Below are 16,947 nucleotides of genomic sequence, written 5' to 3' on the forward strand. Positions count from 1 at the left end.
ATCTGCCCGATCGGAGGATGGAAATACAAGTCGCTGCGGACATCTCCTCGATGCCCGGATGCTGGAGCGGGGACACGCACGACTGCGGCCCGCAGCACCGGTGGAAGAGGGGGCGGACATGCCGGGAACCCTGGTCAGCGCGGGCGACATCACCGTCTGTTATCTCGACCGGTTCGGGCGTCGGCGTGAGCTTGTGGTGACCGAGGCGGCCGAGGTGCCGTTCGAGGAGCTGGCCCCGCTGGATCGGCCGATCCCCTACCCGGGGCGAAAGTCGTTCGTCACCAACGCCTGGGCATCGGCCACCGGCCAGGCTCTGGCGTGCGGCTCGCTGCGTCAGCAGCACTGCGCCATGCTCCTGGACCGCGACCCGGCGGTGGGGCTGCGCAGCGCGGGGCCGATGGAGCTGTGCTGGAGCTTCCAGGGGCGCCGTCGCAGCTTGCGACCGGCGTTCGTCGCCTCCCGGGCGGGACGGCGCGAGGTGATCTGCGTGCAGCCCGAGGAACTCACCGACCAGTGGCGGCACGAGCAGGAAGTGCTGGCCGTGGCAGCGGCGGCCGCCTGCTGGCAGATCCAGGTGCAGGTGCCACCCGAGGGTGTGGAACTGGACAACCTCAAGCTCCTTTATGCCGCCCGCAGTCCACGGTGGCTCACGGCCGGGCAGGACCAGGTCCTGTCCGGGCAGTTCACCTCGCCGCGCACCATCCGCTCCGGGGTGCGCGCCGCCGCCCTCCCCCCGTTACTGGGGCTTGACCTCGCCTATCACCTGATCTGGACGCGACGTCTGCGCACCGACATGAGCATCCCGCTCACACCGTCATCGACGGCATGGGCGAGCGCTGGAGAGATCGCATGACCGCAGCTCCCCGGCACGCCGTAGACGCGGCGGCGCCGGCCGCTGCTGACACCATCGCGGTGGGCGACACCGTCCGCTTCCGTGGTGCCGACTGGGTGGTCACCGCCTTCCACGGACCTCGTCTCTTCCTCGACGTCGCGGAGCCGATGGAACCCGAGGAGCCGGCAGAGCCACTGATCATCCTGCAGACGGCAGTGACCTCCGCCCCCGACTTCGCCGTGCTGAACCGGGCGGCCCCGCGCAGTACGCTGCCTGGCCGCATCGGCGAGTTCCATGCCCTGCCACGCGACGTACGCAAGGCCGCCGAGAAGTGGGAACGGCATGTCAAGGAGGTACTGCACCAGCAGGCCCCGAACGTTCCCGCCACCACTCCACCCAATCCGGCCTTCGACCCCAAGCGCCGTACCCTGCGCCAGCGGTACCAGGCCAAGGCCGACCAGCTCACCCAGGCCGGAGTGCCGGTGTCCGCGGCCACCGTGGAACGAAAATGCGCGGTCTGGCGCAAAGAAGGCCTGATGGGCCTGGTCGACAAACGACACCTGCGCACCGCGAACCCGCATGGACGCGTCGACGGGCGAGTGGTCGACATCGTCTGGGAGATCCTGGACGACGAGCGGGCCAGAGGTCTGTCACCGGGAACGCTGTCCCGGCTGATCGACCGGGTGGAGCAGACGGTCCGGGTCCGCTACGCGAAGCTGCTGGCCGATCCGAAGACCGCCCGGGGGCTGGTGAACAGTCCGGCGACGTTCTACCGGTTGCTGGAGCGGCTGGGGATCACCGCGGAGAACGCACACACTGCCGCGGCCCGGCAGGCGGCCGGGTCCGCCATCTCGGCGGCACGGTCTGACTCCCGGCGGGCGACATGGGCCCGCTGGCCCGGGGAGCTGATGCAGATCGACACCACCGGGCTGGACGTCCTCGTCCTGGGGGACGACGGGCGGGTCATCTCCGTGGAGCTCACGATCGCGATCGACGTGGCCACCCGCAGCATCGTCGGCTCGCTGATCGTGCCCAAGCGGACCGGCCGCACCGGCGGGACCGGGCGGTGGCTCGCCGGGCGGGCCACCCGTTCCTTCGACACCATGCAGGTCGTCGCCCAGACCACAGCCCCGCTTCCCGCGCGGCCGGGCTGGGCGCCGGAAACCTTCATGGAAGGCTCCGACCTACCCTTCGAGGACCTCCTGGCGGCCGACCCCCGATTCGCCGGGTCCGCTGCCCGGCCCGTCATCAAGCCCGAGACGCTCGTCATCGACCACGGCTCGCCGTTCATCTCGGCGGACTTCACCCGCGCCTGCCACTCCCTGGGCATCGAGGTACGCGAGGCAAGGCTACGCACCGCGCCCGACAAGGCGATCGTCGAGCGCGCCATGCGGGCGGTGAAGACCGGCTTCAGCCAGTACTTGGCCACCTATACCCACCACCGCCTGGACCTGCGCGGCAAACGCGTCCGCAAGCAGCCCCTGTGGACGATCCCCCAGCTCCAGGAGCTGTTCGAGCAGTGGGTGGTCCTCCACTGGCAGCAGACCCCCCACGGGGCGCTCCGTTCCCCCTTCACCCCCGGGCTGCGCCTGACTCCCAACCAGATGTACGCAGCGCTGGTGTCCCTGCGCGGCTACCGGTCCACCACCCTGGCCGAGCAGGAGAACCGCAAACTCCTGCCGGCCGTCTGGGTGCGGGTCAGCCGTAAGGGCTTCCAGATCAACAACCGCACCTACAACCTCGGCCGAGGCAAGTTGGACCCGTGCCGAGGGTCCTCCGGGATCACAGCTCAGCAGGGGCGCTGGGAGGTCCACTACTCCCCCGACCACCCGGAGGTGGCCTGGCTGTTCAACCACCGGGCCGAACCGGGCACCGACCCATGGATCGAGGTGCCCTTCATCCACCGCCGGCTGCTCAGTGACCGGTGGACCGAGGAGACATGGGCCGAGGCCCTGCACATCCACCTTGCCGCCGGCGGCAGCCGCCGCGACGAGGCCGCCATCACCCGCGCCACCGCCCGACTGCTGCGCACCGCCACCGCCGGCCCCCAGGCCACCACCCCCACGAGCAAGCCAACTCCGCGCCCGGCTGCGCCGTCCCGTCCGGCGTTGCCGGCGCCTGCCGAGCCCTACGGCGACCTGCCGCCTCTGGACCCGGAATCCGTCCGCCCGTTCCGGTCCCTCGACCGCCCGGCAGGAGATCTCTTCGATGCATCCGAGCCCGCCCGGGGCGCGGGCCAGAGTCTTGACGAATTCCTGGCCTCCCTGCCCGGCCTCCACCCGCCAACCTCCACCGATCCCAGGCCCATAAGCAAGACCGACGGCCGGCCCCGCCCGGAGAAGACCCTCCGGGCCGACAACAGCCCCGCCTCTCCCCCGCCCGGCGGCCTGCCCAGCGATGAACCGGACAGCGCACGGCAAGGAGACGACCAGTGAGAACCCCCGTCCGCGACGCTCAAAGCGCCCCACCCCCCGCGCCGGCACCGGTCCTGTCCCCCGGGCCGCCGACCACCCTGCAGGGCTGGCGGGCACGTGTACGCCACCAACCCTCCCCTCCCCCAATCCCCCCGGCCGACGACTCCACGCCCGTCGACGAGGACGACCCCCGGGTGCGTTACCACGCCCAGCTCGGCCTCGTCGAAACCACCGACATCGCCACTGGCCTGAAGACCGCACGACGGCTGCTGCGCCTCAACGGCGAACGCCGCCACCCCTGCCAGCACGTCGCCGTCGACAGCGACTGCCGCGGTACCGGCAAGCGCACCCTGCTGCACCACATCGGTCTGGCGCACCAGGGACGCCGCGAGAAGCTTCACGGCATCGATGACAGCCGTATCCCGGTCGTCTGCGTCAACGCCCCGCCGGAACAGGGCTCGCCCGCCGACTGGGCAGCGGCCCTGGCGGTGTTCGTCGGCTGGGACCTGTACCGTTCCGACACCGAGCAGCGGCCCGTCCAACGGATGAAGGACTTCACCGGCCCCGCGGTCCATGTGATGCGCCACGCTCACACGGAGGTCTGTCTGGTCGACGGGATCGACCGGCTGAGGCCCGAGGATCTGCAGCCGACGTTCGACTTCTTCGACTACCTCGCCGACGAGCTGGATCTGACTGTCTTCTGGAGCGGTATCGGCTCCAGCGACATCCTGCGCGAGGCCCGCGCCGCCCGCTTCCCAGCCCTGCGCCGGCCCACCGAGACCACTGCACCGATCCGGCCGCGCTCGGTCCCCACCCTCTGGGTCAACCGACTGCCGCCCCGCTGCAAGAAACACCCCAACGAGTGGGTCAGCACCCTGGCAACACTCGACGGCAGGCTCCGGCTGCGGCACCACACGCCCGGCAGCCTCCTGGAACACGAGAAGGACATCTACCGGATTACTGACGGCCTCATGGAACACCTCACCCCGCTGATCGGCATGGCCGCCCAACTCTCCATCCTCGACGGGACAGAAGCACTCACCCAAGAGGTCCTCCACGACGCCGCCCACTACCTCGACCTGGTCCAGGCGGAACAAGCCTGAAAATCGAGATCGCCAACGACCGGCACCGCTTGCCAGAGCTGCAGCACCTCAATGCTCTGCGCGGTTTTGACGCTCTTGTGCGGGACGCCGCCTGGGCGCGTGGGCGCGGACCAACCGCGTACGGAGGTCCAGGGGCGGCTGGCCTTCCAGAGCGCCAGCAAGTCGGCACCGACAGGCATCCGGGCACCCCCATCCCTCGTGGGGCGAGACGCCATCGGTCTGCGGTTCCTTTGACTGGGCCGAATACTCAGGTGAGGTTGCGTTCCGTGCGTCGTGGTGTGTTGGAGCGGAGCACCAAGTGCTCGGTGAGCCGGGCTTCGGTGCGTTCCTCCACGTAGGGATTGTCGCCTCTGTGGTTGTCGCTGAGCCTCATCCGTTCGAAGCGGTGGAGCACGATGAGTTCGAGCTTGTGCTTGGTCAGGAAATTCTTCAGGAAGGATGCGCGGACCAGGAAGGCGTGGCTGTCGTTTCCTTCTTCGTCGTAGTTGGTGAAGACTGGGGTTCCTGTTTCGTCGAGCCAGCTGGGGCCGCGGGGGTCGAAGGTGAGTGCAGCGGTCTGCTGGATGAATGTCGAGGGCAGGGTGGTGCTTGTGGTTGCGTCAATGGAGCAGTCGAGGATGTTGCCTTCCCAGGTGTATCGCTCCATGGTTGCGGCAATTTCGTAGGGTTTGTCTGCCAGGTGTGTCTGGTGGAATTCGGCGTGCCGGTTGGGGCAGGCGGGCCCGGTGCGGCCTACTTCGCCGATGTAGCAGCAGTCGGTGTGGCCATGGGAATCGGTGAGGTCGCTGATCCGGTGACCGGATTGTTCGGGAAGGGCGGCAACGAGACGGCGGGCGTGGGAGGCGGTAGTGAGAAACGTGCCGATGGAGCTGTGTTCCTGAAGGCCCTGCCAGCCTCTGCGTGCCAGTGGATCGATCTTCTTCACGAAACTCTCGAGCACAACCCAGTCGTTGCCGTCGCGGTCGGTTACGAACAGGGAATTGTGGACGGTGGGTTCTGTCGCTGTGTCGGCCATGAACTGGGAGGTGTCGTCTTGGTAGTGACGGAAGTCGAGGGGTGTGGGAGGCCAGCGCAGTAGCTGGATCGGTGGTGGTTCCCAGCAGGTTTCGCCGCTGCCGGTGTTCTCACTGAAGGCGCGGAAGTCGATCGGCGGGAGGCTGGGGTCGATTTCGCGGTCGCCGATGATCTGGTGCAGTCCTTCGTAGGGTTCGCTGTCGTCGAATCTGCGTGATGTTTGGTAGTTGTCCGCGATGCGTGCCAGGAGTTCGTGGTAGGCCATCCACTGGTACTTCTTGCCCCAGCGTTCGGCCTTGTGTCCTTCTCTGCCGTCGCGGTGGGCGATCATGCGGTCTTGGCGACCGAAGAGTTCGGGTGTCCAGCCGAGACTGAGGGTGCGGCGGAAAATCCACCGTCGGGCGGTGTCGGCTGAGTACTCGTCGCTGACGTACTTCGGGTAGACGAAGGCGCGTTCTAGCAACTGGCGCTGCTCTTCGGTGAAAGGATCGTCTTCGTCTTCCAGGAGTAGCTCAAGGCGGCTCATGCTGCGTGATTCGGGGTTGGCCAGCCAATCGGCAAGCGACGCTTGCTGCTCGTCGCTGAGTGATGCCGTGAACTGTTTCCAGCGGCTCTTGACGAACCGTGGCTTGCCGTGTCCGCGGGCCGGATAGTCCTGGCCGATACGGTGCCGGGAGAAGTGGTGGACACCCGGTTCGACGACGTATCGGCCGAAGTCGCCCATGCCCAGCAGCGAGAACCTGATGGATGCGTAGCTTTCCTCGTCGGGCTGGTCCTTGTCCCATGGGTACTTGGCCTCGATGGTGGCTTCGGTGGGTGGCGGTCCGGGCGGCGTGAGACCGTAGGGGCGCTGGGATGAGGTCAGCGCGGTGTCGGGCAGCAGCTGGTGGGCGACCGCCCACCGGACGATGCCCCGGGCGGCGTCGAGGAGCAGTTCGTCCGCCCGGACAGGAGGGGTGAAGACAAGCGAGTGAACGGCTTCGGCAAGTGCCCGCGCACCGGGTGCTTGTGCTGGCGTGCTGCGGAGCAGGGCTCCGTAGGCGATGGCGGTGACGCGCTGGACAACGTAGGGGTCGTCGACCTTCCAGAACCGTTCAAGGAGCGTCCGCGTGACATCGAGGTGGCCGCTCAAAAGCTGGACGAGGGCTTTGGTGACCCAGTCGCGCATGAAGCGGTTGGGTGAGGACAGCAGCCAGCACAACGGGATACAAGCCAGCTCGATGACGTGGGCAGCGTAGGCGGGATAGGGGCCGGCGGCAGCCCAGCGTGCGAGGCGGGAGGCGGGGCTGAACGGCTCGAACAGTTCGTGATAGGTCGCGAACCCGAAATCTCGGTCCCGCTGCGGCATGGGGCGCTTGCTGAGGTAGTGGTGCAGTCCGTCGCCGTTGAGGCGGTTGCCTGGTTGGGGGGCCAGGGTGAACAGGACCTGGTAGAACTCGCCGCGCGAAAGGTAGGGCTGTGCGTCGTTGAGAAGGTCGACGGTGCGCTGGGAGATGGCTTGCGCGTCGCGGTAGGGCAGCATCTCCACCAGGGAGCGGTAGAGCTGCGAGTCGCGGCGATGGCGTTCCCATGCTGCCCTGTCCTCGTCCCGTGACGGTGCGTCGCCGAGAGTGATGTGAAGAAGGTCGGGCAGTTCGAGGCCGTAGAGTTCAGGGAACAGGATCGTGGCTGCCTCGCTGATGCCCCAGCTGCACTCATTGGTCAACCAGTCTTTGAGGGCTTGGTCGTTGAGCGGGTCGGTGGACTGCGCGAGGCGGCGCTTGAGAAGCAGGAAATCGGCGAAGGTCTGGAAGACGATGCGGACGCCTTCGCCGTAGGCGTCGCCCAGGTAAAGGTGCTCGCGGGTGAGGACTCCTTCCTCCTGGAGGAGGCCCAGGATCCGCGTGCCGTCAGCGTTCGTGTCGAGGGCGTTCTTGACGCACGTCTCGGCGGCGGGGCTGCTCATGCTTTCTCGCCCGAGACGAGACAGCTCGTCGAGCAGCGCTTCCAGCGCCTTGCGGACGTGCGCTTTGGCCATGTCCAGTTCGTATCCGGAGGTTACGTCCGGCCGTGAGCGGCGTGCCACTGTCGCGATCTTCACCTCAAGGTATCGCTCGAAGATCGCGATCCGGCCCTGGTGGCCGGTGGAGGGCACGCCGGCGCCGGGGGCGGACAAGCTCTCGCAGTACATCCGCAGGAAGAGCGGCAACGCGAACTCGGGGGTCAGCAGCGGAATCTTCGGTGCTTCGAGCTTGTAGTGCGCGAAGTACTTCTGGGTTGCTTCGATCTCTCGCTCGGCAAATCCCGGATGGCTGCTGCGCACATAGTGCGAGCCTTCTGCCCCTTCCAGGACAAGGTCCTGGTAGGTGTCCCGGCAGGACACGACAAGGGCAATGTGCGGGTAGGGCTTGATGGCAGCCCGCAGTGCCGGGAGATGGACACGCCAGAAGTCCGGTGATGAAGTCTCGTTGAGGGCGTCGACACACAGGAGGAATCGACTGCCAGCCATGGCTGAGGCTTCGCCGGCAGCGTCCATGGCCTGCAGGAGGATGTCCGCTCCGACGTTTTCCAGGCCGAGCTGGTCCGCGATGCTGGCCCAGAGACTGCTCCGGCCGAACCATGCTCCTGCGAGAAACACAGCAGGGCGCCCGGCGTCGAGCGCGCGCTTGGTCGCGTCGAGCAGGAGGTGCGTCTTCCCGGATCCGGCCTGCCCGGTGAGGAGGTAGGTCCGGCGCCGGAACGACTGGCCGGCTGATGATTCGATCCAGGAGATCAGCTCGCCCATCGCCCTCTGCAGGTCATGGATCGTGTAGCTGTTTGCCCGGTCCGTCGGCTTGTTCTCCCTGGCCGGATCGTCCTGGGGCAGTTCGCGCCATTCTGCTTTGAGTTGCCGCTCGAAGTCTTTGGCAGCATCGATGGCTCTCTGACATCTGTCCGCCGTTTCAAGAAGCAGGTCCATGGCGTCTGCGGAATCGCCCGCCTGCAGCATGAATGATGCCGTCGTCCCCTGCAGGGTGGCGGCCGCGCGCTGAATGGCCTGGTACAGCGGTGCCGCGGCAAAGTCGTCGCCTTCCTGGTGGACATCCACGTCGGCGAGGGCCGACACGACGCCGTGAAGAAGGCGGTTGAAGTGGGCGAGGACTGACTTGTCGAAGCCGAGGGCGAGCAGGTCGTCCTGGATCGGGACGTCGACTTGCAGGTCGGGGCGGTATTTCTCGCTTGCCGCATCGGCCTGTTGCTGGTGGTGTCGCGCCAGCCAGTCAGATCCGAGGATGAGGTCGCCCCACCAGAACCAGCGCCGGCCGTTGTGCTCGGGCTTGGCCAGGATGTCCAGCAGGTCGCTCTCCTGGACCAGGTCGAACTCGATTCTGTCGGCGCCGGGAATGGTCTGCTGCCAGGTGGTGACCTTGTCGGTGTACTTCTCACGCTGGGACTTGCGCTCGCGTCTGTTCTTGCCGGTGGCCAGGTTCCAGGAGATGACGAAGACCAGCTTCCGCAAGCCCGGCCGTTCCTTCGCGACCCGCTCGACCGAGTCGGTCATGGCTGTCAGAAGCGCTTCGATGCCGTGGACATGTTTGGCCTGCCACCCGTGCTCGGTGCCGTCAGGCAGGGTGGCGTACCACTCGACGCCGCCGTCGGGGTTGCCTGTCCGGATCGCGCGTGCTCCGGGAGGGGCTTTGTCCTTGAGTAGCTGGAACGCAAGTTCTTCGAAGGCCCGGCTCTGCTCGCCGTTCCAGGTTCGAAGCGTGCCGAAGCTCGTCGCGTTCAGTGGTGCCATTCAGGGAGCCTCCATAGCGTCAACGGCGCAGAGCGCACGGGCTTCGCACCGCCAGGCCATCATGCCTCCGGGGTCGGGGGGCTGTATATCAATTGGCGCCGGCCTTGCGGCGCGGGGACCAGTGTTCTGCGGGGTGCGATGGGCTGGCCGTCAGGAGCGGGCCGGGTTCACGGCGCGCTGCTGCGCCGCCAGCTCGCCGTAGCCGCCGTGCCCCCAGCCCCTCCCGCGGAAACGCTGGAGGGTGAGCGGGCGGCGGTCCTCGCCGGGGACGTCGGCGAAGTGGACGGTGCCGCAGCAGTGGCAATACCAGCCTTGCGACCAGAGCTCCTCGGCCTGATGGCGGCGGCGCGTGATCCGGGCGAAAGCGGCCCGGCGACGCACCACTACGGCGACCGCGAGCACCCCGGCGACGAGCGCGAGCGCGGCTGGCTACCGCGTTCCTACCGCAGCCGCCTTCCACAGAATCCCTGCTGCCTGAACCGCTGCCGCGTCAACCGGCTGCCAGTATCTCCGACGGCACGAACGTAGGCGAAGGATCTATGAGGTTCATGTCAGGGGCTGGGATGTGTTCCGGGACAGGCCCGGTGCACGGTCATGGCTCCCGGATGGTGAGCTGGCATTCGGGCGTGTTGGCCTCATGGGGCTCAAGAGGTCTTACGTTGGCTGCCCGGCGGTTACTGCGGTGGAGCTGAGGTGTCTGATCCTCCTATCTCGCGGTGGCCTGCGTGGCAGTGCAGGGAGGGCGGAAAAGGCGTCCTGCGGGCGCTGGATCGGGTGGGCAACGTCCGTGTGTTGCCCACCCGATGCAGTGGCGGGAGGGGGGTGGCACGGCTCCCTGTGTGGGAGTGGGCCATTGGGTGTCTCAACTGTGCGGCCAGAGAACCCAGAGGAACCGCGATGGCAAGGGACTTCTTCGGCGGTAACCGGCTCCGCACCAAGGCCCCAGCGCCCGTACCGTCCCAAATGCGGCCCCGAAGCGGTGGTTGAGTACGCAACACTCGCCGCCCAGGTCCTGACCACGGGCGTGATCTGGCGCAGGGCCGTAATGCGTGGCTCGGAGCGCGCCGCACCCCCACCTGCACGAGGTGAACGGCAACACCGATGCCGGGGTCGTCCCAGGGCGGGTGCGGAGTAGCTAGAACAGGGTCGGTGGCGGCTGAGGTGGGGGTGGCGTGGGCTGGTGTTCCCGGATCGCGTCTCGAAGCTGGGCGGCGGTGACGCGGGCGGCGTCGAACGTCTCGGTCCAGCCGTTGGGCATCTGGGCGGCGGTGAGGAAGATGCCGTGCCCGGCGGCGCGCAGGCGGCGCAGGATTGTCTGCTCGACGGACAGGGCCTCGTCGCCGGTGGGCACGTGGTGTTCGTAGAACAGGGCCCATCCGAGGCGGCGGTGCTGTGCGATGCGGTCGTTGCGCTGAAGAGCGCCGGCGACGCCGATTTTGACGGCGCCGTGCTGTGCGTGGGTGACGACGTAGACGCGGGCGGGCGCGGCGCGGTCGAAGCCGTGCCGGGCGCAGTACTTGCATCTGCGGCCGCTGCGGATCTTGGCCAGGATTGGGGTCGAGGTGCGGCCACAGGTGGTGCAGCGGCACCGCCAGGGCGTCATGGTCGTGGTGTAGGGCTCCAGGGGCTCGAGACCGGCCTCGCGCATGGAGGCGGCGGCGCGTTCGGGGTCTTCCCGTCGTGCGGCGGCGGCGCGGAGGTCGGCGCAGCGTCGGCATCCGCTCTGGCCGGCCAGGATGGATCCGAAGGTCGGCGACGTGATGGTGCCGCAGCCGTGGCACAGGCACCGCCAGGGGTACTTGACGCCGCGGTACGGTTCCTGCGGTTCGAATCCGTGCTCGCGCATCTCGGCGACGGCCAGGTCCTCGTCGTGGCGCTGTGCCACACCGGTTGCCCGGTCGGCGCATGGCTTGCAGGCTGGGCGTCGGCTGCGGCCGGTCAGGGAGCCCAGGCGGGGAGAGACGGTGGTCCCGCACTTGATGCAGCGGCTCTTCCACGGGAACGCGGTGCCGGGGTACGGCTCCAGCGGCTCCAGGCCCGCCGCCCGCATCGCCGCGGCCGCGGTCTCGGCGCCGTGGCGCATCGACTCGTTGGCCTTGCGCCGGCCGCAGGGGTAGCAGCCGCCCTGCCCCCTCCGGATGGAGCCCAGCGTGGGGGTCCCGCGCTCTCCGCACGTCGTGCAGCGGCCGGGCCACGGTGTGTCCACTCCCGGGTACGGGGTGAGGGGTTCCAGGCCCGCGGCCCGCATGTCGGCTGCGGCAACGTCCGGGTCGACCGGTGCGTTCGGTGCGCACCATCGGCAGGGCCCTGAGCCGGAGTTGATCCGGACGTAGGTGGGTGCGACCTCGCGTCCGCAGGCGAGGTGGCGGCACCGCCACTTCCGGTCGCTGCCGGGATAGGGCTCCAGGGGTTCCAGGCCGGCCGCCCGCATCACTCCGGCTGCGGCCTCGGGGTCGATCCGGGCACGACCGGAGCAGTACACGCAGCCGCGCTGTCCCTTGGTGACGTTGCTCAGGCGGGGGGTGACCTCCCGCCCGCACGCCCCGTGACGGCACCGCCACGGGCCGGCGCTGCCGGGGTAGGGCTCCAGGGGCTCCAGGCCCGCCGCCCGCATGATCTCTTCCGGCTGGCGCGGGTCCTTCCGCGGTCTGCCGGTGCGCGCCATGGGTTCCAACTCCCCGCTCTTGAAGGGTGAGCGGGGTCTTGCCTCGCTGTGCGGCGCAGCATAGAGGCGGCCACTGACATCGACGCTGACGAGCGCCTGTCCGGCGGGAGCCGGGTGCCCGGCTCGGCCTGAGCGGCCCGGGGCTCAGGCCGCGGCTTCGGGTACACGGCGTGGGCAGGAATCGTCGCCGGTGCCGTTCACTCCGGTCAGGTCCTCGCTGATCCGGAAATGTAGGGCGATGGACGCGGGGCCCGGCAACCAGTACCACCGCGGCTGGTCAAGGGCATCTCCTTGCCTCCGAGCGGTCCTCGAGGACCTCCGCTCGGCAAGGACCCACGGCTGCCACGAGTTCTCACTCTATTTGCGGTCTTCTCATTCAACTTGTTGCAGCCCAGATCAACCGCACTGCAAGCAGGACAAAGAGGCATCTCAACTATCTGCTGCACTGCGGCTCAGAGCCCTCTATCTGCCGCAGAAAAAGCGAGAACGCACACCAGTGCAGGAAGCCGAACCGGTCGTGGCGGTGGACGCAACGGAGGTCTTGGCGGCGGCGGAGCGCTTCCCGTGGGCCCTGGCCGCGCCCGCGGCGCTGCACTGGCCGGACGGGGAGTTCCTGGACGTCGCTCTGCGCGCGGTGCGCGCCGAGGAACGGGCGGGGTACATCGAGCGCCTGGAGGCGTTCGTGGAGCAGCACCGCGAGCGCCTGGAGGAGCTGCTGCGGGCGTACGGACCCGGCAGTCGGCCCGCCTCGCACGGCCGGTACGCGCTGATCGGGCAGTCCGAGACCCTGGTCGTCCTGGAGCGGATGGAGACCAACCCGTTCGGTCTGCGCAGCAAGTGGGAGAAGGAGCTGGAGACCGTCTTCCTCGACGACCTCGAGCTCGCGTGGGGGCCACGCATCCGCCTCAGCCGGTGAGCAACCGGAACAGATAGCGGGGCCGGGCAGGGCGATCCTGCCCGGCCTCGCTGTCGTCGAGTCAGCCGAAGTCGAACGTCTCCTGCGTGAAGCCGGCCAGCTCGGTTCGCGTTGCACACGCGTGGTAAGCCCGGCCCGAGCTCCTATCAGCCTCGCCTATCAGCAGGCCCGTTCACCTGGGAAAACAAGGGGCGGACCTATCAGGGTCACGGCCGGACTCACCATGGGGCTCGCACTCACCAGCCGCATCCCGTCCGGCTCGTGCAGGCGACCCGCAACCCGTACGGACAGGCCGAGCGGGAAGGAAGGGGCGGCCCGGTGGTACTGCTCCCAGAGCGCGCTGGGCACCGGGCCTCGCCCGCGCACGCCATATCGGCGCGGGCTGTGCCCGACCCTACCCGGGTGCGGCGGGGCGTAGGGCCGAGAGGGGCGGCGGGGGCGGGGTCGGTCGTGGTTTTGGCGGGCGAGGAGTAACCCAAGTACTGGCCCTTGCAGGTCACAGCGGTGCGCGGCGGCTTGGTAAGGCCGGTGGTAAGCGTGGTGGTGAGTGGAGGCCCTGTACCCGTCGGCCGGTCAAAGGCCGGTGTTGGCGGTGGCGTAGACGAACAGGTTGCCGACTCCCTTCATGGCAGTCGACTCACTCACCCTCCCCCGACAGCGCAAGGCCCGGACCAGGCGTCCGGGCCTTCCTCGTGCCCCGGGATCGTTCCTCCCGGTCGCTGCTGCCTGGATCCCGGCCTTCGGCCCGTGCGGGTTGAAGAAGCCGTGCCCGCCAGGACGAGACGCAAGCACCTGAGTCCTGTCACTGTCCGCCCGCATGTCGAACTGACGCTGGAGGCAGTACCGATGACCACCCGCCAGACGCCCGGGGCACCACTTGCGCCGATCGCCGCTACGCTGGACACGCCACCTTGGGCCAGGGCTACGACCCCACAGGGACGCTCTCACGCAGAGAGCCGCAGGACCGCCGACCGCGAGGCGCTCACCACCCCCACGCGGACGACACCACAGCAGGTGTCCGCTGTCCTCGATTCCTCCGCTCAAGGGAGTAGCATCATGACCCGGGACAACGTTCCCGCGCCCGCACAGCCGCCCGTCCCTGCGCCCGTCCCGCAGCAGCCCGCTGTCGGTGCCGGCCTGACCGCCGCGATAGGCCAGGGTGCCGCCGAAGGGGCCGCTCGGTCCATCACGGCCCGGCTGGTGGACAAGTTCCTCACCAACCCGCCCGACTGGCTCAGGGACCTGTGGCACGCGCTGCCACGGCCCTGGGAGTAGCCGCCACGGCCGGGCAGGACGTCCTGCCCGGCCGTACTCTCGATCCGGTCGTCAGCCTCGGAAGCGGGAGAGCCAGGTGCCGCCGGCCTTCTGCTCGGGCACGGCCTGGTTGTGCTCCTCATGCTCGGGCCCGGCCTGCGCGGCTTGCCGTTCGGCGGCGTGGGCGCGCTGCTTGCAGTGGTCGCACAGGTGCGGGTGGGTCTCGCGCGGGGCGCTCCACCCGGCGGGCTCGATGGCCTTCCACCGTTCGTCGGGGAACCGGGTGCCGCAGTCGGCGCACACCGGACGGCGGCCTCTCGCTCGGCCTGGTGCTGGGCGGCGATGCGACGCAGTTCCTCCTGGTGCTCGCGCTGGCGGGCGTCGTACTCGGCCTGCTGGCGGGCGTCGTGGGCTTCGCGGCGCGGGTTGCCGATCGCCTCGAGGAGCGTCTGGTTGTCCGGGAACCCCCGGACTCCCCCACTAGCGCACTCCGGGGATCGAACAGGGACACCGAGCGCACCGATCGGTGTCCCTGGGACGCCGGTCAGGGGCGGCGGAGGAGCGCCCTGTGGACCGGCTCCTCCACGGCGCTGGTCTTGCTTCCGCACGTGTGCCGGCGGTTAGGCCGTTTCCTTCGGATCATCTCGCGGACCAGATGAAGATGGCGGCGATGTGGAGTCCGGCGAGGTAGATGGTGGCGGTCTTCTCGTAGCGGGTAGCCAGGCCGCGCCACTGCTTGAGCTTGTTGATGCACCGCTCAACGGTGTTGCGTCGCTTGTAAGCGTCGCGGTCGAAGGCCGGCGGACGGCCGCCCCAGCTGCCGCGGCGTTTGCGGTGGGTGGCCTGGTCGGCGGGCTGCGGAATCACCGCCCGGATCCCGCGCCGACGGAGATGCTCGCGGATCGCCGGGGACGAATACGCCTTGTCGGCCAGGACCATTTCCGGGGTGGTCCTGGGACGACCGATCGGGCGAGGCACCCGCAGGTTGGCCATGACGTCGGGGAACGCGGGCGCGTCACCCGCCTGGCCAGGCGTGAGGACGAACGCCAGGGGCCGACATCGGCCGTCAGCCGCGAGATGGATCTTCGTCGTCAGCCCGCCACGGGACCGTCCGAGGGCATGATCGTCCGGCTCGACGGACGGGGCCCCTTTTGACGGGCCCCGGCGGCGTGCTGATGAGCCCGGACGATCGTGGAGTCGACCGAGACGATCCAATCGAGATCGTCCTCGGCGTCCGCCTGAGCCATCAGAGCGGTGAAGACCTTCTCCCAGGTGCCATCGGCGGCCCACTTCCGCAGCCGGTTATGGGCGCCCTTCCACCAGCCGAAGTGCTCGGGCAGGTCCATCCACGGTGTCCCGGTGCGGTACTTGAACGCGATCGCGTCGATCACCTGCCGGTGATCACGCCACCGCCCACCCCGCCGAAGCGTCCGGTCCGGCAGCAACGGCTCGATGCGTGCCCACTGGGCATCAGTCAACGACACACATCAACCAACGATCAGATGATCCGAAGGCTACTGTTCAACTGCCTTGGCGCCGCTGATGCTCGCGAAGCCGTCGCACACGCCTGGCGTACTGCCCGGCCTGCGACCTTTGGGCACGATCAATCGAAAGCACCTGGGGATCTGCCGCACGCTCGTACAGCTCAACCTCGAAGGAGTCCGCATCCGTTTCGACGAGCCGGGCCAGGGCGTCCCGATCCTGCTCAGCTGTCGGACGTGCTCTGACCTCGTCCCTCCATGCCTGGCCACTCACCTCGGCTTCGTCCACGCCGCCAATATATGCGCGGACAGCAGCGTGCGAAGTCCGCCCGGACCAAGATCCGGAAGAAGCTCCCTAGTTGGCGTGGGCGGTGATGTCGCCGTGGGAGGTGGTGGCGCGGATGGTGAGGTCGGCGCCGGTGCCCTTGGCGTTCTGCAGGGTGTTGTGGATGCGGCCGTAGGAGGTGCCGGCGTCGAGGGTGGCGGCGGTGCCGCGGGCGGCGCCGACGGTGATGGAGCCGGACTGGGTGGCGAGGACGACGGTGCCGGTGGTGGCCTCGGTGATGCGGAGGTCGCCGCGGGCGGTGGTGAGGTCGGCGGGGCCGTTGAGGCGGCCGATGGTGATGTCGCCGTCCTGGAGGGCGAGGCGGACGGTGGCGGCCTCGTCGAGCTTGACCGGGCCCTGGGCGCTTTCGTAGCTGACGTCGCCGAGGCGTCCGACGCCGCGGAGTTCGGCGCCGGCGGCCCTGGCCTGGACGCGGGAGCCGGCGGGGAGCTGGACGGTGACCTCGACGGCGCCGGAGGGGCCGAAGAGCTGGTTCTTCGCCTCGGGGGCGGTGATGGTGAGGACGCCGTCGGCGTAGGTGACGGTGGTGTCCTCGGCGGCCTTGACGTCGCGGCTCTTGCCGGGGCGGGCGGGGCGGATGTCGACGGTGGCGTCGGCCCGGTCGGCGGCGATGAAGCGGAGGTGGCCGGCGGGGATGTCGACGACGGTGGTGATCGGGGCGGTGGTGGCGAAGGTCTGCATGGTGTGGCTTCTCCCGTGGAGTCGTGGTCGGCGTTTCCGACATGGGAAAAGCTACGTTGCTTTCCAGGGTGTGGCAACAAGCACGTTGCACTGGAATGGCATCAGCGCAGGTCAACGTGGGAATTTCATTGCAATGACTGCCGCATTGATGCAACGGCATACGCCACAGCATTGCAATGGTGAGACGGTGAACGCCACGGCCGGCAGTGCCGAGCGCAGAGCGCGTCTCACTCGCTGCCCACTCCCCCACAAGGGAAGATCGCCTGACCGGCTAGGGCGCGCCGCCTCGGTGTCGTGGGTTTACGGCCAACCGCCCGGACCTGGCGCTTCCGTGGGAACGCCGGACGCCTCAGTGTCGGACGAGCATGACCTGGAGCAGACCTGACGGATCCAGTCCTGATCCCGGCGGTGCCGTACAACCTTCAATGGTCTTCATGGGTCTGGTGCTGATGGTGAGTGATCGTCACCACCACTTCTGTGCGGG

General features: G+C 68.6%; 12 protein-coding genes. 5 read left to right on the forward strand and 7 right to left on the reverse strand.

Translation table 11 applies throughout. From position 1 onward, the window contains the following. Positions 1-118 precede the first annotated feature (118 nt). From ABFY03_RS00085 to ABFY03_RS00095, 3 genes are all read left to right on the forward strand, one after another. Positions 119-853, forward strand: coding sequence for a hypothetical protein (locus ABFY03_RS00085; RefSeq protein ID WP_346168682.1), 735 nt, complete (start codon positions 119-121; stop codon positions 851-853). Beyond that, entirely contained in the window at positions 850-3,267 is a 2,418-nt protein-coding gene (locus tag ABFY03_RS00090) for an integrase (protein WP_346168683.1), read from the forward strand. The genes ABFY03_RS00085 and ABFY03_RS00090 overlap by 4 nt, the downstream gene beginning before the upstream one ends. A gap of 173 nt (positions 3,268-3,440) precedes the next feature. Further along, entirely contained in the window at positions 3,441-4,349 is a 909-nt protein-coding gene (locus tag ABFY03_RS00095; protein ID WP_346168684.1) for a P-loop NTPase family protein, read from the forward strand. A gap of 247 nt (positions 4,350-4,596) precedes the next feature. On the opposite strand, the gene ABFY03_RS00100 is transcribed toward ABFY03_RS00095, so the two are convergent. The 3 genes from ABFY03_RS00100 to ABFY03_RS00110 form a co-directional block, all read right to left on the reverse strand. After that, the gene (locus tag ABFY03_RS00100) at positions 4,597-9,120 is read right to left on the reverse strand and encodes an NACHT domain-containing protein (RefSeq protein WP_346168685.1); all 4,524 of its coding nucleotides are present in this window, start codon (positions 9,118-9,120) and stop codon (positions 4,597-4,599) included. A 150-nt stretch (positions 9,121-9,270) separates the two neighbouring features. Next, positions 9,271-9,504, reverse strand: a complete 234-nt coding sequence (locus ABFY03_RS00105) for a hypothetical protein (RefSeq protein WP_346168686.1) — start codon at positions 9,502-9,504, stop codon at positions 9,271-9,273. A gap of 751 nt (positions 9,505-10,255) precedes the next feature. Beyond that, the gene (locus ABFY03_RS00110; RefSeq protein ID WP_346168687.1) at positions 10,256-11,785 is read right to left on the reverse strand and encodes a GIY-YIG nuclease family protein; all 1,530 of its coding nucleotides are present in this window, start codon (positions 11,783-11,785) and stop codon (positions 10,256-10,258) included. Positions 11,786-12,302: 517 nt separating this feature from the next. Between ABFY03_RS00110 and ABFY03_RS00115 the strand changes: the two genes are divergently transcribed. Together ABFY03_RS00115 and ABFY03_RS00120 are read left to right on the forward strand one after the other, a co-directional pair. Then, a complete protein-coding gene (locus ABFY03_RS00115) occupies positions 12,303-12,701 on the forward strand; it encodes a hypothetical protein (RefSeq protein ID WP_346168688.1) in 399 nt (132 codons plus the stop codon). 1,056 nt (positions 12,702-13,757) lie between these two features. Then, a complete protein-coding gene (locus ABFY03_RS00120; protein WP_346168689.1) occupies positions 13,758-13,976 on the forward strand; it encodes a hypothetical protein in 219 nt (72 codons plus the stop codon). A 51-nt stretch (positions 13,977-14,027) separates the two neighbouring features. On the opposite strand, the gene ABFY03_RS00125 is transcribed toward ABFY03_RS00120, so the two are convergent. The 4 genes from ABFY03_RS00125 to ABFY03_RS00140 all read right to left on the reverse strand — a co-directional run bounded on the left by ABFY03_RS00125 (position 14,028) and on the right by ABFY03_RS00140 (position 16,463). Beyond that, positions 14,028-14,258, reverse strand: a complete 231-nt coding sequence (locus ABFY03_RS00125) for a hypothetical protein (RefSeq protein WP_346168690.1) — start codon at positions 14,256-14,258, stop codon at positions 14,028-14,030. A 336-nt stretch (positions 14,259-14,594) separates the two neighbouring features. Then, positions 14,595-15,439 (reverse strand): IS5 family transposase gene (locus ABFY03_RS00130; protein WP_386724007.1). Its coding sequence is split into 2 segments (ribosomal slippage): positions 14,595-15,080 and positions 15,083-15,439, totalling 843 coding nucleotides; the frame shifts between segments, so codons are not numbered across the junction. Between the two features lie 37 nt (positions 15,440-15,476). After that, positions 15,477-15,725: a hypothetical protein gene (locus ABFY03_RS00135; protein WP_346168691.1), complete on the reverse strand. Its 249-nt coding sequence runs from the start codon at positions 15,723-15,725 to the stop codon at positions 15,477-15,479. Between the two features lie 66 nt (positions 15,726-15,791). Continuing rightward, a complete protein-coding gene (locus ABFY03_RS00140) occupies positions 15,792-16,463 on the reverse strand; it encodes a DUF4097 family beta strand repeat-containing protein (RefSeq protein WP_346168692.1) in 672 nt (223 codons plus the stop codon). Positions 16,464-16,947 lie beyond the last annotated feature (484 nt).

Origin of the sequence: Streptomyces roseofulvus (assembly GCF_039534915.1) — a bacterium.
GTDB classification, from domain to species: domain Bacteria; phylum Actinomycetota; class Actinomycetes; order Streptomycetales; family Streptomycetaceae; genus Streptomyces; species Streptomyces roseofulvus.